General features: G+C 47.8%; 18 protein-coding genes and 1 pseudogene. 10 read left to right on the top strand and 9 right to left on the bottom strand.

The features are described 5' to 3' along the window. Positions 1 to 102 precede the first annotated feature (102 nt). Positions 103 to 1,632 (bottom strand): ATP-binding protein, encoded by a 1,530-nt coding sequence (locus GJR95_RS40440; protein WP_162391288.1) that lies wholly within the window; start codon positions 1,630 to 1,632, stop codon positions 103 to 105. Positions 1,633 to 1,635: 3 nt separating this feature from the next. Further along, complete coding sequence (locus tag GJR95_RS40435; protein ID WP_232541016.1) at positions 1,636 to 2,733, bottom strand: FIST signal transduction protein; 1,098 nt, start codon at positions 2,731 to 2,733, stop codon at positions 1,636 to 1,638. Between the two features lie 303 nt (positions 2,734 to 3,036). Here GJR95_RS40435 and GJR95_RS40430 point away from each other — a divergent pair, with 303 nt between their 5' ends. The 4 genes from GJR95_RS40430 to GJR95_RS40415 all read left to right on the top strand — a co-directional run bounded on the left by GJR95_RS40430 (position 3,037) and on the right by GJR95_RS40415 (position 10,769). Continuing rightward, positions 3,037 to 3,954 (top strand): RluA family pseudouridine synthase, encoded by a 918-nt coding sequence (locus GJR95_RS40430; protein ID WP_162391286.1) that lies wholly within the window; start codon positions 3,037 to 3,039, stop codon positions 3,952 to 3,954. 180 nt (positions 3,955 to 4,134) lie between these two features. After that, positions 4,135 to 6,963 (top strand): TonB-dependent receptor domain-containing protein, encoded by a 2,829-nt coding sequence (locus GJR95_RS40425; RefSeq protein ID WP_162391285.1) that lies wholly within the window; start codon positions 4,135 to 4,137, stop codon positions 6,961 to 6,963. Positions 6,964 to 7,210: 247 nt separating this feature from the next. After that, on the top strand, positions 7,211 to 7,948 hold the full coding sequence (locus tag GJR95_RS40420) for a DUF4405 domain-containing protein (RefSeq protein ID WP_162391284.1): 738 nt from the start codon (positions 7,211 to 7,213) through the stop codon (positions 7,946 to 7,948). Between the two features lie 289 nt (positions 7,949 to 8,237). Continuing rightward, on the top strand, positions 8,238 to 10,769 hold the full coding sequence (locus tag GJR95_RS40415) for a DUF5686 and carboxypeptidase-like regulatory domain-containing protein (protein ID WP_162391283.1): 2,532 nt from the start codon (positions 8,238 to 8,240) through the stop codon (positions 10,767 to 10,769). Positions 10,770 to 10,792: 23 nt separating this feature from the next. Here GJR95_RS40415 and pgmB read toward each other — a convergent pair whose 3' ends face one another. Then, a complete protein-coding gene (pgmB, locus tag GJR95_RS40410; protein WP_162391282.1) occupies positions 10,793 to 11,452 on the bottom strand; it encodes a beta-phosphoglucomutase in 660 nt (219 codons plus the stop codon). Positions 11,453 to 11,665: 213 nt separating this feature from the next. Here pgmB and creD point away from each other — a divergent pair, with 213 nt between their 5' ends. Further along, positions 11,666 to 13,054 (top strand): cell envelope integrity protein CreD, encoded by a 1,389-nt coding sequence (gene creD / locus GJR95_RS40405; RefSeq protein ID WP_162391281.1) that lies wholly within the window; start codon positions 11,666 to 11,668, stop codon positions 13,052 to 13,054. Positions 13,055 to 13,103: 49 nt separating this feature from the next. Here creD and GJR95_RS40400 read toward each other — a convergent pair whose 3' ends face one another. Continuing rightward, on the bottom strand, positions 13,104 to 13,514 hold the full coding sequence (locus tag GJR95_RS40400) for a hypothetical protein (protein WP_162391280.1): 411 nt from the start codon (positions 13,512 to 13,514) through the stop codon (positions 13,104 to 13,106). 123 nt (positions 13,515 to 13,637) lie between these two features. Next, positions 13,638 to 15,607, bottom strand: a pseudogene (locus tag GJR95_RS40395) (glycoside hydrolase family 13 protein). 53 nt (positions 15,608 to 15,660) lie between these two features. On the opposite strand from GJR95_RS40395, the gene GJR95_RS40390 reads away from it, so the two are divergent. The 5 genes from GJR95_RS40390 to GJR95_RS40370 all read left to right on the top strand — a co-directional run bounded on the left by GJR95_RS40390 (position 15,661) and on the right by GJR95_RS40370 (position 22,290). Further along, on the top strand, positions 15,661 to 17,391 hold the full coding sequence (locus tag GJR95_RS40390; RefSeq protein ID WP_162391278.1) for an alpha-amylase family glycosyl hydrolase: 1,731 nt from the start codon (positions 15,661 to 15,663) through the stop codon (positions 17,389 to 17,391). Between the two features lie 63 nt (positions 17,392 to 17,454). Beyond that, positions 17,455 to 18,333 (top strand): N-acetylmuramoyl-L-alanine amidase-like domain-containing protein, encoded by an 879-nt coding sequence (locus GJR95_RS40385; RefSeq protein ID WP_162391277.1) that lies wholly within the window; start codon positions 17,455 to 17,457, stop codon positions 18,331 to 18,333. A 339-nt stretch (positions 18,334 to 18,672) separates the two neighbouring features. Further along, complete coding sequence (locus GJR95_RS40380) at positions 18,673 to 20,592, top strand: serine/threonine-protein kinase (protein ID WP_162391276.1); 1,920 nt, start codon at positions 18,673 to 18,675, stop codon at positions 20,590 to 20,592. 39 nt (positions 20,593 to 20,631) lie between these two features. Further along, positions 20,632 to 21,030 carry a DUF5684 domain-containing protein gene (locus GJR95_RS40375; protein WP_232541015.1) on the top strand — a complete coding sequence of 133 codons (399 nt, stop codon included), beginning with the start codon at positions 20,632 to 20,634 and terminating at the stop codon, positions 21,028 to 21,030. A gap of 66 nt (positions 21,031 to 21,096) precedes the next feature. Beyond that, positions 21,097 to 22,290 (top strand): serine/threonine protein kinase, encoded by a 1,194-nt coding sequence (locus GJR95_RS40370; protein WP_162391275.1) that lies wholly within the window; start codon positions 21,097 to 21,099, stop codon positions 22,288 to 22,290. A gap of 121 nt (positions 22,291 to 22,411) precedes the next feature. Here the strand turns inward: GJR95_RS40370 and GJR95_RS40365 are convergent, their stop codons facing one another. From GJR95_RS40365 to GJR95_RS40350, 4 genes are all read right to left on the bottom strand, one after another. Next, positions 22,412 to 22,906, bottom strand: a complete 495-nt coding sequence (locus GJR95_RS40365) for an anti-sigma factor family protein (protein WP_162391274.1) — start codon at positions 22,904 to 22,906, stop codon at positions 22,412 to 22,414. Between the two features lie 75 nt (positions 22,907 to 22,981). Then, entirely contained in the window at positions 22,982 to 23,560 is a 579-nt protein-coding gene (locus GJR95_RS40360; protein WP_162391273.1) for an RNA polymerase sigma factor, read from the bottom strand. A 43-nt stretch (positions 23,561 to 23,603) separates the two neighbouring features. Continuing rightward, positions 23,604 to 24,359 (bottom strand): caspase family protein, encoded by a 756-nt coding sequence (locus GJR95_RS40355; RefSeq protein ID WP_162391272.1) that lies wholly within the window; start codon positions 24,357 to 24,359, stop codon positions 23,604 to 23,606. Between the two features lie 68 nt (positions 24,360 to 24,427). Beyond that, on the bottom strand, positions 24,428 to 26,038 hold the full coding sequence (locus GJR95_RS40350; RefSeq protein ID WP_162391271.1) for a protein phosphatase 2C domain-containing protein: 1,611 nt from the start codon (positions 26,036 to 26,038) through the stop codon (positions 24,428 to 24,430). Positions 26,039 to 26,041 lie beyond the last annotated feature (3 nt).

The raw sequence follows: 26,041 nt of genomic DNA, 5'->3' as shown, positions 1-26,041 counted from the left end.
AAAGCCGACTGGAGAGCTATTTTCTCCAAAGTCGGCTTTCTGGTCTTGGGAAACAATTGAGGTTTATTTACGGCTACGTGTTAAGTCAGGCAGCTTCAATATCTATACACTAATCTGGCGCTGGCTGTATTTGGCAATTTTAGAAAACAAATCCTTTGGATTAAACGGTTTCGTCACATAATCGACCATACCGACTTCTACAGCCCGGTCTTTATTACTAAACGTAGCCGATGCGGTCAGCGCAATGATTGGTAACTCGCCGTTTATTTTCCTGATTTCCTGGGCTGCGGTATAACCGTCCATAACTGGCATCTGCAAATCCATCAATACCAGATCAAAGCGATTATCATGGCATTTATTAACGGCGAGTAGTCCATTCTCGGCGGTATCAACCTCAATACCCCACATAGTCAGGAACTTAAGGGCAACCTTCACATTGACGGGATAATCTTCAACCAATAAAATCTTTAATCCCCTCAGCGTTTTATTGTCAACGGCATCGGGTGTTGATACCAACGGAGCCGCACTCTGACTAATTGGCAAATTCAGGGTAAACGAAAACGTTGCTCCCTTTCCTTCTTCGCTCTCGATATGAATGGGGCTACCGTGAAGCTCCAGTAGTTTTTTAGTGATGACCAGCCCCAGCCCCGTTCCGCCAAACTTGCGGGTTGTAGCCGAGTTGGCCTGCGTAAACATCGTAAAGATTGCCTCCTGTTTATCCGGAGCAATGCCAATACCCGTATCCTGAACGGAAACATAGATCGAAGCATGTTCTTCGGTTCGGTGCTCCAGCGACAGTTCGATTGTAATCGTACCTTTATGCGTAAACTTGATAGCATTGGATACGAGGTTCGTTAATACCTGCCCGATCCGCAGTGAATCACCAATGAGCGTATCAGGAATATCGTCGTCGATCATTAATCGAATTCGATTGCCATTTTCCTGGGCTTTGGCCTGCTGAGCCCGTTTAATATTCGAAACCAGGTGTTTAAGATCGAAGTTTACTTCTTCCAGCTCAACTTTTCCGGCTTCAATTTTACTAAAATCCAGAATATCGTTGATCAGTGCCTGTAAGTGCTCAATTGAAAACTGGAGCGTTTTAAGATTCTCGGTCAATGCAGGCGGCACTTCTTCCTGCATCATCAGGTAGGTCATGCCAACAATTCCATTGAGAGGTGTCCGAATTTCGTGGCTCATCATCGACAGGAAATCCGACTTGGCCTGCGTGGCATTTTCGGCAACTTCTTTTGCGCTCCGCAACTCGTCTTCAATCGTTTTCCGGTATTCGATCTGGCGTTGCAGAAACCCAACCAGACCAACCAGATTGTTCGTATCGAAATCAGCAATAGGCTCGCCTTCAGGAACTTCGATCAAATGAATCGACTCAATCAATTTGTCAACCGACTGACGACGCTGACTTACCTCTTCTTTTAATTTCTCGTTTATATCTGTATACTCCCGCTCATTCAGTGATGCCGAATGTTCGAGTAATTCTTTGTCCCGATCAAAATTAAGATACGACTCATTGACAGCCTGAATAAATTGCTGAAAACGGTCATGCTCTAAGCAATCTGGCGTTAAGTGCCTGTTAATCTGGCGCTTTAATATCTTGTGCAGCGAATTCACCTCCATAGCTTATTGTTCGGATAGAATCGTTATGGTCATGGTCTGGTTGTGTAATTCACCCGGAGTAGCCGGTCCTGCCGGTGCTATTTCGCCGTAGGAATAAAACCCTGTCATAACAGGTTGATGGCCAAAAATATCACGGGCCACTTCTACTTCCTCTTCAGTACGCTGTCCCAGAACCAGTTTCCGGCCAACACAACTGATCAGCAAGGCCAGTTCGGGGCTTTTGCCCAATTGTTGGAGAGACGCCTGAGCCGCTGTAGCAGAGGCTTCAATCAAGCGATCCAGATTGGCGCGCATAAAACGAACACGAGATCCTTCCGGAATATCACCAGCGAAAATCATGCTTTTTGTTTTTTCGTTAATCGACAGAATTGTCCGCACGAGGGGTTGAGAGTCGGGGGTTATCCGGATCGATAGCGGAAAAAGCAGCGCTGTTCCGGGCAGGCCGTCGGCATATTTCCCCAGATAATCCTTGTATAAATCGAGGGCTATCCGGTCGTCTATCTGGTATAGTTCGTTGTATGAGGACTTCGTTACTTCCCGTTCGGGCCCAAACACATCCCAACCACCCATTGACCCATGCCCTACTTTCAAATCGGCACCATACAGGCCGATTCCTACTACTTTTCCGGAATCCGGGTTCTGGTTCGCCCCTACCAGAGTGCGTTCAAAACGAGCTCCATCGCCAGCAAGGCCACCAATTACGGGTACAGGCCGGTTTAGACTCCGGTTGCAGGCCTCAATCAAATCACTTCCATTAACGACTCCGCCATCGGAAATAAGGATAATAGCCGCTAAATCACCGTCATCCAGCGATTGGGCGATTTGCTCACCTGCCCGATAACTTTCTTTATGATCAGCAATATCGATCTGAACCGTTCGAACGGTTGTTTTTTCTAATTCGATGGCAGTGACGACTACCGTATTATCATGAACTTTATCGGAAATTATTTCTCCTGATGTAGAATTGATAATAATTTGCGCTTTGGGATAGAGCAGACGCAGATACTCATAAGGTTTTACAGCTTCCAGCAATTTGCGATCGCCAAAGGCCAACACTAAGTCAGCCTTTTCGGGCAAAAAATCTGGAGTTTCAGAAATCATTTCCCAATTGCCATCTGCAAATCTAGATTGGCCTATCTTCATGATATAAGGTAAAATATATGTATTAAAATATTAGCTAAGTTTATACACCAAAACGCAGAACGAAATTAATTAAGTTTACCATTAAAACATAATTCCTACTATTATTTTAAAATTTAGTCATTTAATTCACAGAAGATTTTCCTTTGGCTAGCGGCATTGGCCTGTTTGATCGGGTTCTGTTACTAACGTTTCCTAAAGCATTCATTAAGACAAAAACAAGATCAACTGTATGATAAGGCGACGAAGCCGTATCTTTGTCCAATGGATAATACCAACCAACCCCGCCGACAACGCGGCCAGCGTACGAATGTCAACCTCACCGTCGAGCAACCCGCTCTGCTGATGGCATTCCTGATGGAGAAACTGCCCCACAAAAACCGAAATAATATTAAATCCTTACTCAGCAATAAGCAAATCCTGATTGACGGTAAGGTATATACGCAGTTCAACCACCCCTTGCGGGTCGGCCAACTAGTGACCGTAGCCGCCAACCGGGCTTCCCAAACCACTCAATACCGGGGAATCACCATTCTCTATGAAGATCCTCATCTGATTGTGATCAACAAACAGGCCGGCCTTCTCTCGATGGCTACCAACAAGGAACGGGATCGGACGGCTTACAGTATGCTGAGTGATTATATCAAGAAAGAGAATCCTAAAAACCGAATATTCATCATTCACCGGCTCGACCGCGAAACGTCGGGGGTAATGATGTTTGCCAAGAGTGAAAAAATTCAACGGTTAATGCAGGAGTCCTGGAACGCAACAACCAAAGAACGAACATACGTGGCGCTGGTTGAAGGTTTACCAGAACCGCCCAAAGCGACAATTACGTCCTATCTGCGCGAAAGCAAGGCGCTGATCGTTTATTCGAGCCAGAATCCTGAGAATGGCCAGTTGTCGGTCACCAATTATACGGTTGTGAAAGCCAATCAATACTTTGCCTTATTGGAACTTGAATTAGAAACGGGTCGGAAAAATCAGATTCGCGTTCACATGCAGGACATTGGCCACCCAATTGTTGGCGATTCCAAATATGGCGCAACATCTGACCCCATTGGCCGGTTAGGTCTACATGCCGAAGTACTAGCGTTTGAACACCCAATTACAGGCGAAGCCATGCGTTTCGATGCACCTGTGCCGAAGAGTTTTTTGAGTGCCGTAAAGGAACCGAATTGATTGTAATCAGGGGTTAGTGGAGTGGAGTAGTGTTCGAATCTAAGCCTAATTACTCATCGTAAAGCTAATCCCTTCCACCCCTCAATCCCCGGCTTCGGCACTCAAAAATCGGCATTCGGCCAAATTGATTTCATCCCGCAGATTCATCGGCGCACCTTTGAACCGTCAATCCCGAATGTCATGAAAACGATATTACTAGCTATACTTATTATCAGTTCAACTGCCGCTGTTGCCCAGGTATCGACTCCACCTGGAACACCAGCCAGTGGAACGCCCACTTCACCAACAAGCCCTCCCCCTGCCAACACAGTACCAGATCCATTTGCAGCTCCCGCCAGCACAACACCTGGTAGTACGACAGGCACACCCATAAATACACCACCCGACACATTCACCATGCCTGCCAGCCCTACCAAGGAAGATGTGGCAGCCCCTATTGATCAACGGCCAAGACCAGGCATAACCGGTTCCGAATCCGAGCCTCTTCCGCGCGGTAATGGCAAACTTTCTGGTGTTCTGGTCGATTCTTCGAGCAACAAACCGGTCGAATTTGCAACAGTTGCCCTGCTCAACATAGCAACCAACAAACCAATCGATGGAACGACAGCCGACGCATCTGGTAAATTTGTGCTTCCGAAACTTGCTCCAGGAAAATATCGACTCCTGTACACCTTTATTGGCTATAAAGACAAACGCTCTAACGTCATTACCATCGAGCGTGGTAGCGATATCAATCTCGGTACAATAAAAATTTCGGCCGATGTTCGGACACTTAAAGAGGTAAATGTGGTCGGGCAGGCAGCCATGATTGAGGAAAAAGTAGACCGGCTCGTTTACAATGCCGATAAGGACATTACAGCTAAAGGAGGTGATGCTACCGACATTATGCGTAAAGTGCCGATGCTTGCGGTCGACATGGACGGTAACGTCAGTTTACGGGGTAGCAGCAACGTAACGGTGCTGATTAACAATAAGCCTTCTACGATCGTAGCCAGCAGTGTGGCCGATGCACTGAAACAGATTCCGGCCGACATGATCAAAACGGTTGAAGTAATTACCAGTCCCTCAGCCAAATATGATGCTGAAGGTTCGGCGGGTATTATCAATATCGTCACCAAGAAAGACAACCTGCAGGGTGCAACCCTGAACGTTAACGGCGGTGGTGGAAACCGGGGAAGTAACCTGGGCCTGAACGGTAATTTGCGGACGGGTAAAATGGGTTTTAGCCTCAGTGGTTTTGGTCGGGCGGAATACAACATCCGTGGTTCATTTATGAACGATCAAAGCACGATTTCAAGCACGGGTACCACCCGTACGCTGCAATCAGCCAACACATTGTCGAGTCGGTTGTTTGGTAATTTTCAGTTGGGCTGGGATTATGACATTGACAAGAATACATCGCTAACGGCCAGCCTGCGCTATGGAGCCCGGAATGGTTCGGCCAATCAATATAATTTGCTGACTCAGACGTTTCAGCCAACTGGCTACTTCCCGGTTGTCAATGACCGCAACGTCCAAACAACCGACCTCTCGGGTACAGTCGATGCGAATATTACCTATACAAAGACCTACAAGCCGCAGCAGGAATTCAGCATTCTGGCCCTTTATAGCCGTAATAACCGTACGAACAATTTTGTGGCCGACATTCTGAGCGGTACTGATTTTGAAACGATCTCCGCCCGGCAGAAAAACGATAACAACAGCTACAATCAGGAATCAACGCTCCAGATCGATTATCAAACGCCTATCCAGAAAAATCAGTTACTCGAATTTGGTGCTAAAGGTATTCTCCGTCAGGCCAACAGTCAGTATCAGTACTATCTGGCTAACGGTGCCGAAGGTGATTATCAAATTGATCCCAGCCGTGTAGGCAATACGCTCTTCTACGATCAGAATATTGCTGCCTCTTACCTGTCCTATACTCTGACAACCAAGAGCAAATTCACGATTAAAGCCGGTGCCCGGTACGAGTATACGTTCATCAACGCCAAATTCAGCAATGAAGCCGCGAATCCATCGACCTCAATTCCCAATTACGGAAATATCGTTCCCAGCATCAATATTTCTAAAAGTCTGAGTGGCGGAAAAATCATCAAACTGGCCTATAACCGCCGGATTCAGCGGCCAGGTATCCAGTTCCTGAACCCTAACGTTAATGCGTCAAACCCAACGAACATTACGATTGGGAACCCATACCTGTCGCCAGAATTAACCGATAACGTTGAGTTCAGTACGAGTGCCAATATTAAGGGATTATATCTGAACGCAGCGTTGTTTGCCCGGCGTACCAATAATGAAATCACGGCAGTTCGGGATGTATCGCAGCAATCGTTTGGTGATCCAACCAACCCGGTTCTCCAGCAGGTGATCCGTACGAGTTATCAGAACGTTGGTCATCAGGATGCCTACGGCCTGAACCTCTTTGGTAACGGAACATTGTTTTCAAAACTGCAACTCGGTGGTGGTATCGATCTGTACCACGTAAACCTGACAAACAATAACGTTAACCCAATTTATGCGGCCTCTAACTCAGGCTGGGTAATTTCTGGACGGGTTAACGCCAGTATGTCGCTCGCAAACGGCTGGGCATTCCAGGCTTTTGGCGGAATGCGGGGTAAGCAAATTCAGTTGCAGGGCTATCAAACCAGCATGTACTTCTACAATCTGGGCATTCGTAAAGAGTTCAATGATAAAAAGTCAAGTCTGGGCCTGGCAGCAGAAAACTTCCTGAATCACCCATTCACGATGAGTTCAGAATTGTCGTCGCCCATCCTGACGCAAAATTCTGTAACGAATTTCTACAACGCCGGTGTTCGCTTAACATTCAGCTACAAGCTCGGCAAAATGAGCTTTGATGCACCCCGCAAAAGCCGGAAGTCGATCAATAATGATGACATAAAAAATGGCGAAGGCGGTGACGATAACAACAACAATGGCGGAAACCAGCCGCAACAGTCTACTCCAGCGAGTGGTAGTGGTGGTGGTCGCGGTGGCCGTCCCCGGTCATAGATCAGTCTTCAACTGGCAGTTCTTAGCATAGAGCTACCAGCCACCGACAGAAAATTTCTTTCCGGTCGCTGGCGACCACGGTCTACTCACGTTTAGTTTTTAGCTCTTAATTAGAATAGGTTGGTGGTAATCCCCCTGGCATTGCTGGAGGGATTCCTTGTTTTGGTCAGCTCAGTTTCGGTAGCTTACTACATGCTGAGGGCTGCCCACTTAGTATTACCTTTACCAGTCAAGCATTCCCCTCACTATGAAATCCAAGAACTTAGTTAGCCTGTCGGTAGCTGTCGTATTCTTTGTTTTAGCGACAACGGGTCTTTTAATTTATTTTGGTCAGGGCACCCATCCAGTAGAACATACACATGCCTGGTTCGGGATTTTATTCGTTACGGCAGCGGTATTTCATATTGTCAATAACTGGTCATCTATCACCGGATATACGAAAGATCGTCGGACGGGTGGTATCCGACGCGAGTTTGTCATCCCCGCCGTTATTGCATCTGTTTTTGCGGTAGGTATCAGTGCCGATTTCCCCGTCTTCGATAAATTAGCGAATGCCGGTAAAAATTTGTTCCGGGGCGACAAACCGAAGTCGGGAGGACCATTGTCCCAGGCCGCAATCGACTCAATTGCCCGTAGTACCGAAGTCGCTTTTACTCAGGCTTATAGTACTGGAGATACAGCTGCATTGGCCAAAGTTCTCGCCAAAAAGGCCCCCACTCGGACAGAAGCAGGCGAAATTGTCAGTGGATTGGATCAAAGCAGTAAGCCGAAACCGACCGATTCCTTACAAACTACTGTTGATAGGGCCGAGTCAATTGACGATAACATAATTGTGGTTTATGGCACACTGACCAATTCTGTAAAACCCGAAAAACTCTTCTATACGCACGTCCTGAAGCGGAACGATACTGGCTGGCAGATTGCAGCTATTCAAACCAGCTATTCGGCAAACGTCAGGACTGAAAAAGTAACACTGGCTAACTAAGCTAAGCCATCAACTAGTGCTTAGCCTCAGGATTACCTGTCCATAACACACCAATTCATACCGCTTCACGACATTCTATCGTCTACAAACCGATAAAGTGCAACGAAGCCCCACGAATTGGCGTACCAACTAGTAAGCGTATTTCTTGGCTGTTTTAGGGCACTTTCTGGCGAGTCGTTTACCGTTTATTGTCTGATTTTACAATTTCATATAAAATTTTTCTACTTAGTAAACCCTGTTGACTAATTTTCGGTTAAGAGAATATGATCGATCCCTACACCACTGTTCAATGACTTCTTTATTACGGACTTTCGTTGCATTTAGCCTTCTGCTTGTCGGATGGCCGTTGCTGACGACGGCCCAAACTATCTATACAATCAGTGGTCGTGTGACTGATGCAGCCACTGGCGAGGGGATTCCATTTGCCAGTATTGCCGTAAAGGGATTAACCAATGGCACAACCTCCGATGCCGAAGGCCGCTATAAACTGCAAACCAAACAACTTGCCGATTCTATCCAGGTCCTTAGCCTTGGCTATCAGACCCGGTCTTATCGCCTGATATCCATTGCCAGCCAGACGATTGATGCTCAATTAGTTTCCAGCGCCACAAAATTGCAGGAGGTACGGGTTTATGCCAAGGGGGGCGACCCAGCCTACCGGGTCATTCGCGAGACGGTGCGCCGACGGGACCAATTCAATCCGGCACAATTATCGGCCTATCAGTACGATAGTTATACGAAAATTGAGGGGTATATCAACAATTTTGGCCAGAAGCGTAAAAAGAATAAAAAGCCGGGGCCAATCAGTCGGCTTCTCGGCAAACTTCCCGCCATCACGGATGAAAATGGCCAGCCTGCCGTTCCGGTCTTTATATCCGAAACATTCTCCAACTTTTTTGCGCGTACTAACCCCGAGAAAGTCAAAGAAAAGGTTCTCAAATCACACGTCACGGGCGTGGGCGTTAGCGATGGTGGCCTGATTGCCCAGCTGACTGGTGCTTCGTTTCAGCAATATAATTTCTACCGCAATTCGCTCTATGTGCTCCGAAAAGATATTCCATCACCCGTTGGTGCACAGTGGGAAACGGTCTATACGTTTCGATTAAAAGACACAGTAGCACTCAATGACGGCGTGTGTTACGAAATCGAATTTACGCCCAAGCGTGTCAGCGATCTGGCCTTTACGGGAACCGTCTGGATCGACACACTCAAGCTGGCTCTGGTTCAGATCGATGCACGGGTCGATAAGCGGGCTAACATCAACTTTGTCGATGAACTCCATATCGAGCAAAATTGGGAATCGATCTCATCAGGCATTCGGTTTCCCACCCAAACCCAGGTTACGATCGATACTGAACAACCCACTCCACGGGCTCCTGGTGCCTTGATCCGCTTCTTTGCAACGGCCCGTAATGTTATCGAAAACGACCCTAAAGAGGTTAGCTTTTATGATCCATCGATCGAACTGGCCGACGATTATAAAGAAGCCGATGCGTTATTCTGGAAGAGCGTTCGACCTGATTCGCTTTCGCCCAACGAGTGGCGGGCCATGCGCGTTGTTGATTCAGTGCGTAATGTGCCGTTTATAAAAGTAGCCGGTGAAATTATTAAGCTCGGCGTTCTGGGCTATAAACCGATCGATAAACTACATATTGATCTGGGTCCAATTCTGTATTCCTACGCCAGTAATAACGTTGAAGGCAATCGGATTCGGATCGGTATGCGAACCAATACGGGTTTCAGCCGAAAATGGCTTGTGAGTGGTTATCTGGCCTATGGTACGCTTGATCAGGCTTTTAAATACAGCGCCAATATCGAATATATCATCAGCCGCAAGCCCTGGACCGTCTTTGGTGTTCGGCGAACCTATGATCTGGAACGCGTTGGTGTATCATCCGAAAATATTGGCAATAACTCATTATTTGCCGCCTACTCCCGTTTTGGAACAATCAGGCGGCCTTATTTTCAGGAAGAAAATCTCGTTTATTTCCGGCGTGAAATGGGCCGTGGATTCACGCAGACACTGGCCATGCGTAACCGCACATTCGAACCCCTGTTTCCTTTTGCGTTCCAGCCTCAGGCCAATGATCATGATCAAACGGTTCGGGACAGCTACCGGGTTACCGAGTTGATTTCCGAGACACGTTTTGCCCCCGATGAAGTGATCCTGCAAAACGACAACGTCAGACTTAGCACGGGCGCTGTCCGCAAGCCCATTTTCACCTTGCGGTATACGCTCGGTATCCGCGACGTACTGGGGGGAGATTTCACCTATCACAGGCTTGCGCTTACCATGAAACATTCGTTCCGCATGGGCATTCTGGGACGGACCTATTATACCATTGGCGCAGGAATAATTCCCTCAACCGTGCCTTATCCCCTGCTCTACACGCCACTGGGCAATGAGTCTTCGTTTTATGTCGGGAACGCCTATAACCTGATGAATTACTTTGAATTTGTGTCTGACCGTTGGGCCACGGCCCAGTTTGAACACAACTTCGGTGGCCTGCTCTTTAATCGATTGCCGCTCCTGCGACGGCTTAAATGGCGTGAACTTGTAACGGCTAAAGTATTGGTGGGCAGCGTTTCGTCGGCTAATCTGGCCATGATACCCAGCACCGATGCCCAGGGACGCACCGTTGAGGGGTTCAGTTCACTAACGCGTACGCCGTATGTTGAGGTTGGCTATGGCATCGACAATATTTTTAAAGTGCTTCGCGTCGATGCGATTCACCGGCTCACTTATCGAGATAATCTTACCCGTACAGGCATTCCAGTGACTCCATTTGCGATCAAGGTATCTGGCTGGCTGGCGTTTTAGCAGCTTACCGCATTCAGAATTCCTTATTTCGAAAACCGTTCCAATACCTCGTCTACCGTCAATGCATTTAGTGAAGGAGCGACGAAATCGGCCTGTGTCAGAACCTCCGGAGAGCCAAGGCCAACCACAAACATTCCGCCCCGCTTACCGGCCTCAACACCCGCAACGGCGTCTTCGAATACAACACACTCGGCAGGAGCGACCTCAAGTTCGGCGGCACCTTTCGTAAATACTTCCGGATCAGGTTTGCCTTTCGTGATTTTAGTGCCGTCGATGATGGCATAAAAAGCCTCGGTCATGCCAATGCGTTCGAGAATCAGCGGAGCATTTTTACTGACTGACCCAAGGGCCGTTAGCAGATTAGCCTTTCTAACCTGCGAAAAGAAATTAGCTACGCCCGGCAGAATATCCTCGGATGTCATACGACTGACCAGTTCGAGATACCATTGGTTTTTCTGCGCGGCAAGTTCTGCCTTTTTTTCGTCTGGCAACGTTAGCCCTCCGTGAGCCAGAATGATATCCAGGGACTCCATCCGGCTTACTCCTTTTAATTGCTCGTTGAATTCTTCGGAAATGTCGAACCCAAGTTCGTTGGCCAGCCGACGCCAGGCCTGGTAATGATAAATGGCAGTGTCGACAATGACGCCGTCGAGATCAAAAATAAACGCCTTAATAGAGCTCATTCGGTTGTAATCAATGGGATGAGCGCAAATGTAGGCAGATTTAACCAGCCGGGGCTGGTCAACTGATCAGTTATCTGAGTTAGAGCCGAGATCAACCAGATTCTCATAGACTTATCTTCTTTTCAGGCTGGCCCGAAAATTTTTCCTAAAAGTTGGAAAATTGATTTTTCTTTAATTTACTTTGTAATACAAAGTACTTTTAACAACCAAACAATGGATCAGTTATCAACGCCCGAACAGCCCCTTTCCTATGTTGACCGAGTCAATCATTGGGTACGAACGTCGACCATGCTCAAGTTGGCCGTTATTGGTTTTCTTGTGTTGGTATTACTCATCCCGACAGGTATGCTACAGTCGCTAATCATTGAACGGGAAATGACGCGCAACGCAGCCGTAGCCGAAGTGAGTAGCAAATGGGGCGGTGAGCAGGTAATTGGCGGACCCATCTTGTCAGTTCCGTACGAAGTCGTTAAAACAACTGACAAAGGGCAGGTTGAAAGGCAGATCGCTTATCTGCATTTTTTGCCCGACGATTTGCAGTTCGATGGGGATATAAAGCCAGAGAAACGGAATCGGGGAATCTTTGTCGTGATGCTTTACAATACGCAGTTAATCATTCGTGGGAGTTTCAGAAAGCCATCGCTGGCTTCTTTAGATTTACAACCGGGTAGTGTTCAATGGGATAAGGCCTTTCTATCACTTGGAATCAGCGACATGAAAGGAATTCGTGATTCGATCAACTTTACGATCAATGGCCAGAGACTGGCGGCTGAACCGGGTATTCCGAGTAGTGATCTATTACCTTCGGGTGTCAGTATTCCGATCAAACTCGATGCAGATGTTTACCGCTTTGAATCAAAACTTAACCTGAACGGAAGCACCCAGTTAAGTTTTCTGCCATTTGGCAAAGAAACACGGGTAAACCTGCGGTCGCCCTGGTCAACACCAAGTTTCACGGGTTCATACCTGCCAGACAAACGAACGATGACTGCACAGGGTTTTCAGGCATCCTGGAAAGTACTGGAGTTTAACCGGAACTTTCCGCAACAAGGTATAGGGAATTTTCTGGAACGCTCTGTTGTCAATCCGGGTGATGCATTGCCGTTGTTTGGGGTCAAGTTGTTAGTACCAGTCGATGAATATCAGAAAACAATGCGCTCTGCCAAATATGGCATTCTGTTTGTCATTCTAACGTTCATTTCCTTTTTCTTTATTGAGATTCTGGATCGTCGGCGTATTCACCCGGTTCAGTATTTATTGGTCGGTTTCGCGATCTGCCTGTTCTATTTGTTGCTGCTATCCATTTCCGAGCATGTTTCGTTCGACTGGGCTTACCTTATTGGCGGATTTATCATTCTGGCTTTAATTACGTTTTACGTACGCTATGTGTTTCAGAACGATCGGCTGACAATCCTGTTTAGTGCCATTCTGACGCTGCTTTATGGTTTTTTTTATTCGTTACTCCAGTTGGAAGACTATTCCCTTTTACTGGGAAGTTCGGGTCTGCTATTGATACTGGGCGTTACCATGTATCTGACCCGGCACATCGACTGGTATCGGGCTTATGAGCCTGCCCAACCCTCGGCAGGCAGCCTTCAGTAGACAGTAAGCAGTAAGCAGTGTGTCTACTGCTTACTGTCTACTCCTTTCTTCATTCTTTTACGCCCATAAACGCCAGATTTTCTGTCTGATCGACATGGTAATGGATCGACAAAACCCACGTTTTTCTACTTCCGTTTATCGTGCGTAACTCCTCAAAAGCATATTGACCAACAAGCTGGTCATCCACGAATAATTCAAACGACGTTGAGCTGGTCTTTTTCGCCACAACGCCTGCAAGTTTATACGATCCAGAACCAAATCGGTCATATTCAAACCGGTAGGTATCGTCACTTACCGGATGAATAGTAACCCGTTGGGTCGTTGGCAGAGCACACCGTACAGGATCAACTTCCAGGCGAAAACTGCCCGCTAATACACCATCGCCAGAAGGATCGGCAGTATCTTTCTGACAGCCAGTCAGAAAAGCAAGAAGCGTACAAAGTAGAATAAATGGTTTCATACAGGAAAGGAGTTTCTGGCAAGACCCCTTTTTGTCCCGGAACGTTGGAAAATGCTGGTCTATTTATGATCGGCCGTTTTCTCTTTGCTCACCATTACAGCTTCAAGTCAGGTTCTATGCCATTTACTTTATCAGTTCCAGTACCAACGCTGTTTTAGCGGATAGTTTGATGGCTTTAAGATCGGCTATCGTCTGATCAGTCAGGATGTTACGCGCCGACGAAAATCCGCTTGTTCGTTCAGCAAATCGGCCCGTATCGAGCGAAATTTCTTTACCACTCGTATTGGTGGCAACCATGACTGTTTTACTCCCATTGTAGCGAAAGTATACATAGATGCCTTCCTGCGGCAGAAACTGCATCAGTTTGCCTGTGTGAAGAACAGGATTATCTCGCCGATATGTGGCCAGTTTACGAACGAACTGATAGGCTTCATTTTCGCGATTACTGCGTCCGGCCGTTTCAAATTTATTCTCTTTATCGCCAGAGAAACCACCCGGAAAATCCCGCCTTACTTCGGCATCTGATGGATCTTTGACGTTTTTCATCAGGATTTCGGTGCCATAGTACATGGACGGAATACCCCGTGTAGTCAGCAACCAGGTCAGGCCAATTTTATACTTCTCAAAATCGTCGCCAATGACCGACAGATAGCGGTCGGTATCGTGATTATCCAAAAACGTTACCAGCTTATTCGGGTCCTGATAGACTGCATCCTGAGCCAGAGCCTGGTAGAATCGGTTGACGCCATCATCCCAGCTAAATTTCTGTTTCAGGGCTTCCAGCATGGATGCATACAGCACAAAGTCGAGGCCCCCGGGCTGGTTCGACTTAAACGGAAAATCAATTTTGTTGCGGGTGTAGTAAGCCTGATCGACGACGTTATTAACCCACGATTCGCCAAAAATGTGAATCGCAGGATATTCATCAAGCAGGGCCTGATTGCACCGATTCATAAATGGCTGATCGTTATACATATAGGTATCAACACGCCAGGCATCAACGCCAAAATTTTCGACCGACCAAAGTGCGTGCTGGATCAGGAAATTGGCAACGAACGGGTTACTTTGATTCAAATCAGGCAGGAATGGAACAAACCAGCCGTCGAGTGTAACCCGACGATCGCTTTCGGCTCCGTGGGGGTCCGTAATCGGCTGGTATTTATACGACGTATTGGTATACGTTGGCCACTGATGAAGCCAGCTTTTCATGGGTAAATCTTTCAAAATCCAGTGGTTAATGCCCACGTGATTATACACGGCATCCTGAACAACTTTCAATCCAGCCGAGTGGGCTTTTTTAACATACGCCTTGTAGGCTTCATTTCCGCCCATGCGCCGATCGATGGCATAATGGTCGGTAAAACCATAGCCGTGATAGGCCGAACGCATGGCTCCCCCTTCGTTCGTGAGCGGCTGATCATTTTCCAGAAGCGGTGTAAACCAGATGGCGGTAACACCCAGATCTTTCAAATAATCGAGGTGCTGTCCGGCTCCGGCCAGATCGCCCCCATGCCGGTAAAACGGATTCCCCCGGTCAACATTTGGGTCAGCCATATCCGCAAACTTATCATTTGAGGGATCACCGTTGGCAAACCGGTCAGGCATGATCAGGTAGATAAAATCGGCGGCCGTTACGCCCTGCCCTTTCGGCGATTTGTCGCGGGCCTTGAGCTCAAAGGGTTGCGTCAGAGTTTGTCCCCCACGTTTGCCCACGAGCTGGAGCGTGCCGGGTTTCGCGGTTGGTGCAATAGTGAGGTCCAGAAAGGCATAATTTGAATTTTCGACGGTATGCGCCTTCACCAGCTTTACGCCAGGGTAAGTAACCGTATAGGTTAGCGTTCCGGCATTGGGTCCATAAACCAACAGTTGCAGATTCGGGTTTTTCATGCCCACCCACCAGTTCGTGGGATTCACGCGTTGAATTTTGGCATTTTGCGCAACGGCCAGACCGCTATTAACCAGCAGAAGTAGCAGGACAGTAAATCTTCTCATAGTTCGGAGATCTGTTTAAAATGCCGTTTCAATCGACATGATCGAAGAATAATGCAACAAGAACGCAAAAATAACCCAAGTTTTTCGCCGAAAAAGGCCATAATTTTGTATTCCAAACTCAGCTACACCCGTAACGTACACGGACCCGGCGCTTATGAATACGACCTCTGTTGTTCCAGTAATGGACAAGTTGATTATTTACCAGATTTTTACGCGCTTATTTGGCAATCAGAATATCACCAACAGACAGAATGGTACCCGCGAGGAAAACGGCGTTGGTACCTTCAATGATATTAATGACGAAGCGCTACGGTCCATCAAACGGTTGAGCGCATCGCATGTCTGGTATACGGGTATCGTTGAGCACGCTACGCAAACCGACTATTCGGCCTATGGTATTCGCCCCGATGACCCAGCCGTAGTAAAAGGTCGTGCCGGTTCTCCATACGCCATTAAAGACTACTATGACGTTGATCCTGACCTTGCCGTTAGCGTTCCTGACCGGATGGCGGAGTTCGAAGCTCTGGTCGAGCGGAGTCACGTTCATGGGTTGAAAGTGATTATCGATTTTGTTCCGAATCATGTAGCCCGTCAGTATCATTCAGATGCCAGACCTGCAGGCGTGGTCGATCTGGGCGAAAAGGACGATACGTCGGAACGATTCGCCCATAATAACAACTTTTACTACCTCCCTGGCGAGACATTCGTCGCTCCGGTCAGTAACCTGAATAGCGATGGTTTAGCGGAAAGCCCCACGTTACATGAGTTTCCAGCCAAAGTAACGGGCAGTGGGTCAATTACAGCCACCCCCGATCGGAACGACTGGTATGAGACGGTTAAACTCAATTATGGGTTCAACATCTTCGATGGTAGTCTGCATTTTAGCCCGGTTCCGGCAACCTGGAGCCAGATGCTGGATGTATTATTATTCTGGGCGAAAAAGGGTATCGATGGGTTTCGTTGCGATATGGCCCATCTGGTACCTGTTGAGTTCTGGAAGTGGGCGATCAGTCGCGTTAAGCAACAGTATCCACGCCTGATTTTCATTGCCGAGATTTACGATCCAGGCCTGTATCGGTCGTTTATTTTCGAAGGTGGTTTCGATTATCTGTACGACAAAGTGGGCTTATACGATGCCGTCCGGGCATTGATGGAAGGTCAAGGTTCCTGCTATGAACTCACCCGCGTCTGGCAGCAACAGTCGGGCGAATATGCCCAACACATGCTTCGGTTTCTGGAAACGCATGATGAGCAGCGCATTGCTTCCCGATTCTTCACGAATGATCCCTGGGCAGCCATACCGGGTATGACCCTGTCTGCAACCATGCACAATGGTCCTTACCTATTGTATTTTGGGCAGGAGGTGGGCGTTCGGGCTGAGGGTGTCGAAGGATTTAGTGGCGACGATGGCCGCACAACTATTTTTGACTACTGGGGATTGGCCGACTGGCAGGGCTGGATCAATCAGGGACGCTATGATGGCGGTGGCTTGTCCGATGAGCAGCAGCGGCTCCGGTCCTTCTATCAGCAATTGAATCACCTGGTCAATGGTTCAGACGCGATCCAAAATGGTTACTTCTATGATTTGCAATATGCCAATGATAACGGCCAGAGTGCAGGCTACGACGCTCATCAGCTCTTTAGCTACCTGCGCTATACGGATCGACAAAAGCTACTGATTGTCTGTAATTTTTCGAATCATACGACCTACGAAACAACCGTTCATATTCCGCATCACGCGTTTGGTGTCATGGGCCTCGACCCAGCCCGTACTTACCAGATGACTGATATTTTTCTGACTAACAACGAGCTTGAAACGGTCGGTCTGGAAGGTGTTCCCTTGCTCCTCCCCCCTCGCAGTGTCAGGATTCTGGAAATTAAGTAATGTCCTCACGATACTTTACGGCCTAAACTTCGTCAATACTATTATCAGGTGAGCCATCAGCATATGCTAAAACTGTTTACAGCATTTTTCCTGCTTTTTACTTCGACAGTTTTGTTGGCGCAGGAGCCCGTCCCCAATGATTTGAAAGCGATAACCATCCTGGGGGGTAAAACACCTTCAGAAACGGCGGTTAACATTGGCAGGCAGTTTCTGGGACGTCCCTACATTCCGCACACGCTCGATATAAGCCCAACGGAACAGTTAGTCGTTAATTTTCGGGAATTCGATTGCACTACCTATCTCGAAACAGTAGTAGCGATGACACTGGCCTGGCACGATCTGGCTGACCGATCGAACCCGGTTTTACTGGATCAATCGTTCCGTAAGTTTCTGACCAAGCTCCGCTATCGCGATGGTCGTATTGATGGGTATGCCAGTCGTTTACACTACTTTTCGGACTGGCTTCAGGATAATGAACGTAAAGGGCTGCTAACGGATGTGACCCGGGAATTACCTGGTAATATATCGGTTGCCAAATCGGTATCTTACATGACAACCGCTACCTATAAATATCCTCGGCTGACCGATCCCGCCATTTTAAAACAAGTCGCCCAGGCTGAGGCTACTATTAGTCAGAAACCTTTTTATTTTATCCCCAAAAAGAATATTCGGCAGGCAGAAGCACAACTTCGCGAAGGTGATATTATTATGCTTACAGCCGCCCGGCCTGGCCTTGACATGAAGCACGTTGGGCTGGCGGTAAAACATCCCGATGGCCGGATTCATCTGTTGCATGCCTCTTCCGACCAGGGAGCCGTGGTCATTACCTCCTACCCACTCAGCGATTATCTGCTGTGGCACAAACAGCTATCGGGCATTCGGGTAGCGCGCCTTCGCACAAGCTCAGGGCTGGTAACAGCAGCGGCCCATAGTGAAGACTAGCACTTAGTTAAACTACCTCTCTTTGATCAGGCAGTTCAGGCGACAGAAAATCCGCCGTAATCACCTATTTATCTGATCGTTACCGTCAATTTTTCCGAAAAATAGTTACCCTTAACTATTGTGTTTGACTATTATGCAAAATCGTCAATACGATTGCTTCTTTCCCCATGGAGGTACTGTTTTTTGCTGTAGATTTACTCTGCCTGATTAGCTGTGTTTCCGTACACCTTACTTTTTTTTGCATTTAACCACTGACTCTTTGCCAGTCATTCGGATAAAGAAATAGGCTGACAGGAATTCAGTGCTGTTCGCTGCGATCTCGTCAAAATTTCTAATCCCATGACTTACGAAGAATTCCGTAAACGCTACCATTACGAACCCAGTAAGCTCAATTCACCCGAGCGCGATGAAGATTTCGGCCGCCTAGGCGAAGGCGGCTTCGGAGCCGTTTTTAAAGGCTGGGACACGGTTGAAAATCAATGGGTGGCAATTAAAGTTTCGCCCGTTCGGGCCGACCAGCGGGACCTTTCCCTTCAGCGGGAAGTGGAAATAGCCAATCAGCTACCACGCCACAGTAACATTGCCCGGTATGAATTCTGCGAACGGTTTACGACTGTATTTGGCGTAGTTGATATGGCGGTTCTGAAATTTTACAAAGAAGGCAATCTGGCCGAATTGCTCCGTAAAACGAGTCTTACGCAGGACGAAAAGGACTCAATTATTGGTGGCATTTTGAGTGGACTGGCGCATCTGCACCATTACCACATGGCCCACCGCGACCTGAAACCCCAGAACATTCTGATTACCCGAACACCTTACGGAAAATATGTGCCGCTGATTACAGATTTTGGCCTGAGCAAAGTGGTCCGGGGTGAAGACCTGGTAGCTACTTCAACCGCTTTCCTGAATTCGACAATTGGTGGCTCTGTTTATTACATGGCACCGGAGCAGTTAGCCAATAACCGAATGCGATTTAACGTCGATTTATGGGCTTTTGGCGTAATTCTATATGAACTGATGACTGGGCAGCGACCGTTCATCGGCGATAGCGGGGCCGGGTCGGAAACCGATCGCTCTCAAATTATTCAGCGGATCAACAACGTTGAACTTCCCTCGCAGTTTAGCGAAATTCCCGATCCGTATCAGACCATGATCCGGCAATGCCTGATCCGCGATGTTGACCAGCGGGTTCACACGGCCACTGCTTTACTACAGATCTTTTCACCATCGGATCATTTACCCGATGAGCCAGTCGACGTGCTTCCGCCCATTGAACCACCAGCCTACGATGAGCAACGATCATTTAGCGAAGGGTATGCCGCTGTCAGGCAAGATCATTTATGGGGGCTGATCAACACCGCGGGAAATTTAATAGTGCCGATCGAATACACCTCGATCACCGATGTTCAGGGACAGCAGGCGCTGATTCGAAAACAGGGTCAGGCATCTAAAATACAGCTTACGGGTAACACCTTTCATTCGCTATCCGAAGCACCCTTCGTTCGTCCGGAACCTCGTCCAACACCTATTCCCCCGACACCTACGCCCATACCACAGCCAGTCCCGAAGCCCAAACCTATTCTGGATGACACTCCTCCGCAACCGCCTTCAACAACCCTGCGTCAGGTCTATATTTTTGTTGCCGTCGGTATCTGGTTAATTCTTTTCGGGATGCTCCTGCTGAGTTTAGTAGCGAACGGGGTATTTGCCCCAAGCTACGACAGTTCGGGCTACACAAGTCAGAATACCATTACGTTCGAAGAGAATAGCTCATCTCCTACTGCCGAAAATTCGGTTTTCAGCCATTTGCTGGCAACCCGATTAGTTAGCGGCAGTGATTTCTATGTCGATGTTCCGCGTTCGATGAATGCGGTTACGAACCTCCGGAATGGAGCTGAACTTCAGTTTTCCAATCCGGTGCAGGAATTGTATATGGTTGCCTTTACTGAAAAAATTTCAGATGTCGAAGCGGCTGGCATCTATAATCTGGATCAGTACAGAAAGGTCACAACGAAAGACAGGAAGGGATTTCAGACTCGCAGTTTATCTGATGTTGATTATACGGAAGATGGATTGCAGCTTATTACGCGCGACGTCGATTATGTCAATAACGGGAACGCGATGACGCTGTTCTGCATAAACGGATTTTATAAGTCACCGGAAAAATATTACCAGATTTTCGCCTGGACACTAAAGTCCAAACAGTCCATGCACGAAGCGGATTTACTGCACATTGTCCGCTCGTTTCGTCTCCAATAAATCCTGTTAGTCAATCATTTTCCGTCAATAATTACGATCATGAATGCGATCATTCTTTTACAATATTACTACGATAATACATCGAGAACTGTAGCCCAAACAGGTACGTTGATGATCGTTGCCGGATGGCTGGTGATCACCGGGGTGCTAATCACGGCGCTCTGGAAAACGTTCGAGAAAGCCGGAGAACCTGGCTGGGCCTCTATCGTCCCCATTTACAACACCTTAACCCTACTTCGCATTGTCGATAAACCCTGGTGGTGGGTGTTTCTGCTGATCATTCCGTTCGTGAACATCGTAGTCCTGATTTGGGTGCTCAATCTATTGGGCAAACGATTTGGCAAAAGCGAAGCCTTTACAATTGGACTGTTGTTTCTACCCTTTATTTTCTACCCCAAACTGGCCTGGGGCGATGCAACCTTCCGGCGGATTTCCTGAATAGCTGTCTAAGTCAATGAACTACTGGCAGCATAACCTAAACGATCGCAAACCCTTTTGGAAGCCATGACACTCGACCAATTTTTAGAGCGCTATCGCTACGATACAACCCGCGACCTGATCGGTCAGGGTGGGTTCGGCACGGTTTATCGCGCCTTCGATACGGAGACCAGCGAACCTGTGGCTATCAAATGTTCGAAAGTGGACCTGAGCCAGCCAAGTCTTTCGCTGGAAGAAGAAGTCAAACGGATCAATCAGTTACCTCCTCATCCGCATTTGATACGTTATCAGAGCAATTACCGGTTTAATCTACCCTCTGCCGGGTGGTTCGACTATGGGATAATGCCCTACTATGAAGCCGGAAATCTGGCTCAGCTTATCCACCAGCGCCCGCTAACCTCTTCTGAAATAAATGACTTATCCACTGGAATTCTAAAAGGTTTACAGCATCTGCATTCGTACCAGACGATTCACCGCGACCTGAAACCAGCGAATGTATTGGTCGATGTAGAAGCGGGAAAACTTGTACCTAAAATTGCAGACTTCGGTCTGGGACGGAATGTGGCGAATGCCGATCTTTCGTTTTCCAATAGTAAGGTTGGCGGTTCATTGAGCTATATGTCGCCAGAGCAACTGACCAATGGCAAAATGCGCACAAACGTCGATTTGTGGGCTTATGGGGTGGTTCTTTATGAGCTGCATACCGGCGAACGACCCTTCAGGCTCGACAGCCAGGAGTCTGATTCGGAGATTGAGCTTATGAAACAGATTGCCAATGCCGAGCTACCGGCCCGTTTGTCGACAGTGGCCGAACCGTATCAAAGCCTGATCCGGCGGTGTCTGGTTAAAGATATTAACCAACGGGTTCAAAAGGCAGAAGATCTGCTCGCGGTTTGGCCTTCCATCCAATATGCCGGGGAGTATGATCTTCCTGGGGAAGAAGACATTGTTGTGTGGGTAGAGGAAGACGAAAAACCGAACGAAGATCAGGTAAAGCAGGAAGAAGCAGCGCCCAAAAAGGTAATTCCGACGAATACAACCCCATCAGTCGATTACCTTGGAGTTATTGGGAGTCTATTTGAAGGTTTAGCTAATGTCTTAAAGGAAGTTATCGTTTTCGCGGCAAAAGGGATCTTTTACCTCTTTTTCGCCTATCATTTTCACATTCTGATGATCATTGATTTGATGCTTCCTGAAGGCTGGAAACTACAACCACTCGTCAAGTCCGGCTTTGACTGGTTTCTGGCACTATTTAGTTGAGTATACAAAGTCAAAACAGCTTACTGAAATTCAACCTTTCTGATTCTGTATTCAGGCTACCCTAAAAAACCAGCCCGCAAACTTAAGTTTGCGGGCTGGTTTTTTAGGGTCTATTTACGTTCTAAACATAATCATCATGGCCGTCAAAATGCGTATGTGGAGGCTCGAAATCGTTCGGATTATTCCATCCATCATGGGTTTCGTCCTGCTCTGGGGACAAATGAGTATCCGCATTTTCATTGACTGCTACGTCAATATGATGGCTGGTGCTCCCCAAATCCGTTTTCGGATCGTCGGCCACAAACACTTCGGGTTCATCATCGTGTGAATGATGAGCTGGATGGTCGGTTGCGGCATCATCCGGCTGATCGGCTTCAACCCAAATATCATCAATTTGTAGCAGGCCCTGTTGGTCAAGCTGACCATGCATTTCCTGAAAATACTCTACGGCAACCGGAACCTGTAGCCCTTCCCAAATGACCCGATGCTCTTCAACGGCCCGTTGCAGGTCACTATCCTGAGCCATTTCGGCTTCCATTTGCTGACGTTCGTCGGGAGGAAGACTTCCATCCAGAAACGCTTCAATTCGGTCGAATTCTGCTTCAGTTAAAGCCATGAGTTCGAAATTTAGTATGTGATTATAGGCATTCGCTTTCATTCGTTGACCGAAAGCGAATGCCTAATGACTGATTTAGCCTTTTCCCCAAAACATTCGCTTCAGCTGTTCGGTACATTCATACCGTTTTGTCCGGGCGGTTTGGGGGGTGTAGTTCATGATCTGAGCAATTTCGGCCAGTGGCTTCCCCTGAAGATAAAACAGGTCAATGACACGCTGGCAATTCTCACCCATCCGTTTCAGCAACTGGTTCACTTTACCGACGTTCTCTGAAAATGTTATCAACTCATCCGATACATCATCCTCTTTCTGATCAACGAAAACCTCTACCACTTGTGTGCGACGATGGTGCGCACTTTGCACTTCGTTAATCCACTTACGCTTACAAAATTCAAACAGCACGTTTTTCAGGCGGGCCGTTGGTGATAATTGATAACGACCCGATTTTACGGCCACATAGAACTCGGCAATTCCCTGCTGAAAAGCATCCTGTGCCTGTTCCATGCTCCCCCGGTTTGTTTGTACATAATGCGCAAAAGAGCGAAATGTCTGTGCATAAAGGCAAGCGTAAGCCCGGTCATCGTTGTTCTTTAAACCAGCATAGAGCAATTCATCGGTCGAAAAAGCAGTGCACGGATTGTGAGGAAGAAGCATATTCGCTGAATAGACTGATTTTCCCTCAATATACATACATCAATTATAAAATTGTGATCGGCAACGTGTTAGAAAATTTGCCCGTTATTATTGGTATCTGCGCGTTATGGGTTACCTGCTGGACCCGATCCCGAACGTACTGATAATGTTCAGCAATGGTGACTATTCCATCATGATTCTGGTCGGCATCGCCCTGGGCTCCCTTCACCAGAAAGTAGGTAAAAGCACCTTGCCCCAAAAAGGGTTGTTCCATTGAATTCTGGCTGGATCGCGACGAAGCCATAACAATGATATTGAGTGACGGGTCGTTGAACTGGCTGTAATTCTTCTGGCTATTTATGGGACGAACACTGGACGATTGTCTTATGCTTCCTGAATGGCAGGCATCGGCCCAGACAATTTTCGTTTTGGCCGCCGAACGCCGGAAAGCTGCTTTCAACTCCTGGTGTAGTAATTCCTGATCGTCTGCGGTAAAAAAAGTACCATCAAGTCCATGGCCGGAAAAATGAAATAGGATGCGATCACTGGGCCTAGCCATCTCAAAAATCCGGAGTGCCTGGAGTACGTTGGCGTGTGTAGCCTGACCGTTGGTTAAGGTAATGATGTGATTGGGTGGAATACTTCCTCCTTTCGGGCTGCGCAAAAATCGGGTTACCAGCCAGGCATCGTCGTCGGCAAAATGCAAATCATTACGGGTACCTACGTAATCTGACACGCCCACAACCACGGCGTAGGTTTGCTGAGCAACTACCTCGATCGTCGCAACCCAAATCAAAGCACTTAAAAGAAACCATTTCATGGCAGTATGGGGCTTGTTCTAAAGATTGGCACAACATCCAACTGAAATTCACTACGTATAACAAGGCTTTACCGACCAGGCTCATCTCCTTTAGTGGCTGGTGGCAGCGCTGGAGTTCCGTCGAACGGTTTGCTATGGTTCTCCGATTCGGCCCGCGATGGCGTTTCCTTAACCGGTTCGCCCTTTTTATCTATATCATATTCTTTGCCATTCCGAACAACGTGCGCTTTCCCATCCTCAAAATCGTCGGCCATATCGAATTTACACGCAATAGCCGTCTGGCCTTTCAGGTTGATATAGCCCCACTTGTTGTTTTGCATGACTGCAATGCGCTCTTCACTCGGCTCACGAATGACTTCGTATACCTTATCGCCTTTCTGCCGCCCTTTTTCATTCACTAATATCCAGCCCGATTCGGTTTGCTTCTTATACAGATTTCTGGTGATCTCAATTTTACCATCTTCTCCGCCAATGGTCTGAGTTATACCCTCCACAGTAGCCGCATCGGGAATAGGGGTTGTTTTCTTTGTTGAATTTGGTGGTAGTTTACCATCCGTTCGAGGTCTGTTATTGACTTTTCCGTGATCGGCAGCCACTTGTTCCGCTTTGCCAGCCTCAGCAGGCTGTTTCCACCAATTGTAAACATAGATTCCGCCTACGGTCAGAACGGCCGCAAAAAGGGCAATCGTCAACAAAAGAACGATCGAATTGATGTCGGGGCGGGGTTTATCGTTTTCGCGATCGTCAAGTAAAGGCTGTTTTTTTATGGGATCGACCTTTGGTATTGGCGTCGTTTGGAACAACACATTCTCCTGGGCTGGTACGGTACGTTTTGAATCGACGGCCACCACTGCGATTGTTTCATCGGGCAGAGCCTGCGGACGAGCATAGATCGGCGCAGATACCCGGTACGCTTCGGGTACATCGCCACGAATGGCGTCAATCTGAACCAGATAGGCCGAGAAATTATCTTTGGTTTTGCCGATACAGCAATCGATCAGGGTTTGCTTCTTTTGCTCGTTCGACTCCTTACTCCCCAAAACGTTTTCCAGAAGCTCATCGCTAACGCGTTCGAGTACACCGTCTGTGCACAGGAAGAAATAATCACCGGGCCGAATATCGTTCAGGATCTGAACATCGGGCTTAACGGCTTTACTACCTCCCTGAATCGCCCGTTCGATGACATTTCGCTGGGGATGTTCACGGGCTTCTTCGCGCGTGATAACACCAGCTTTCATCAATTGATTGACCAGCGAATGGTCTTCCGTCCGCCAGATTACGTTCCCATCCCGCAAATGATAGACTCGGCTGTCGCCAATGTGGGCCACGGTAGCACCGGCTTCGTGAAAAAACAATAACGTAAGCGTCGTTGCCATTCCATGCGCTTCCGGATGACGCGTCAGGTAGTCGTCAAACTGAGCCTGCACCGAGTCGAGAGCCAGCTGAAGATAATCTGAGGTAGCAACCTCTGTCTGATTCTGGACAAAATAGTCGTTAAATCCTTCCACGGCTATGTGGCTTGCTATTTCGCCACGGGCTGCACCGCCTACCCCATCACAGACCATAAACCATCGCTGGCCCACGGTTGCCTCACCAGCAACGGGGAAAATGTTGTCTTCGTTATTACTACGTCCCCCCTGGTATGAATACCCTAAAGGTTGTTGAATGAACACGTTCATAGG

This window comes from Spirosoma endbachense, from assembly GCF_010233585.1.
Classification (GTDB): Bacteria; Bacteroidota; Bacteroidia; order Cytophagales; family Spirosomataceae; genus Spirosoma; species Spirosoma endbachense.
This window is presented reverse-complemented; position numbering and strand designations above follow the sequence as displayed.

Excerpts from the sequence above, each read along its gene's own strand:
- creD (WP_162391281.1), top strand. The coding sequence starts at position 11,666 with ATGGATCAGTTATCAACGCCCGAACAGCCCCTTTCCTATGTTGACCGA.
- GJR95_RS40370 (WP_162391275.1), top strand. The coding sequence starts at position 21,097 with ATGACACTCGACCAATTTTTAGAGCGCTATCGCTACGATACAACCCGC.
- GJR95_RS40435 (WP_232541016.1), bottom strand. The coding sequence starts at position 2,733 with ATGATTTCTGAAACTCCAGATTTTTTGCCCGAAAAGGCTGACTTAGTG.
- GJR95_RS40365 (WP_162391274.1), bottom strand. The coding sequence starts at position 22,906 with ATGGCTTTAACTGAAGCAGAATTCGACCGAATTGAAGCGTTTCTGGAT.
- GJR95_RS40400 (WP_162391280.1), bottom strand. The coding sequence starts at position 13,514 with ATGAAACCATTTATTCTACTTTGTACGCTTCTTGCTTTTCTGACTGGC.
- GJR95_RS40425 (WP_162391285.1), top strand. The coding sequence starts at position 4,135 with ATGAAAACGATATTACTAGCTATACTTATTATCAGTTCAACTGCCGCT.
- GJR95_RS40415 (WP_162391283.1), top strand. The coding sequence starts at position 8,238 with ATGACTTCTTTATTACGGACTTTCGTTGCATTTAGCCTTCTGCTTGTC.
- GJR95_RS40440 (WP_162391288.1), bottom strand. The coding sequence starts at position 1,632 with ATGGAGGTGAATTCGCTGCACAAGATATTAAAGCGCCAGATTAACAGG.
- GJR95_RS40360 (WP_162391273.1), bottom strand. The coding sequence starts at position 23,560 with ATGCTTCTTCCTCACAATCCGTGCACTGCTTTTTCGACCGATGAATTG.
- GJR95_RS40420 (WP_162391284.1), top strand. The coding sequence starts at position 7,211 with ATGAAATCCAAGAACTTAGTTAGCCTGTCGGTAGCTGTCGTATTCTTT.
- GJR95_RS40430 (WP_162391286.1), top strand. The coding sequence starts at position 3,037 with ATGGATAATACCAACCAACCCCGCCGACAACGCGGCCAGCGTACGAAT.
- GJR95_RS40350 (WP_162391271.1), bottom strand. The coding sequence starts at position 26,038 with ATGAACGTGTTCATTCAACAACCTTTAGGGTATTCATACCAGGGGGGA.
- GJR95_RS40380 (WP_162391276.1), top strand. The coding sequence starts at position 18,673 with ATGACTTACGAAGAATTCCGTAAACGCTACCATTACGAACCCAGTAAG.
- GJR95_RS40375 (WP_232541015.1), top strand. The coding sequence starts at position 20,632 with ATGAATGCGATCATTCTTTTACAATATTACTACGATAATACATCGAGA.
- pgmB (WP_162391282.1), bottom strand. The coding sequence starts at position 11,452 with ATGAGCTCTATTAAGGCGTTTATTTTTGATCTCGACGGCGTCATTGTC.
- GJR95_RS40385 (WP_162391277.1), top strand. The coding sequence starts at position 17,455 with ATGCTAAAACTGTTTACAGCATTTTTCCTGCTTTTTACTTCGACAGTT.
- GJR95_RS40355 (WP_162391272.1), bottom strand. The coding sequence starts at position 24,359 with ATGAAATGGTTTCTTTTAAGTGCTTTGATTTGGGTTGCGACGATCGAG.
- GJR95_RS40390 (WP_162391278.1), top strand. The coding sequence starts at position 15,661 with ATGAATACGACCTCTGTTGTTCCAGTAATGGACAAGTTGATTATTTAC.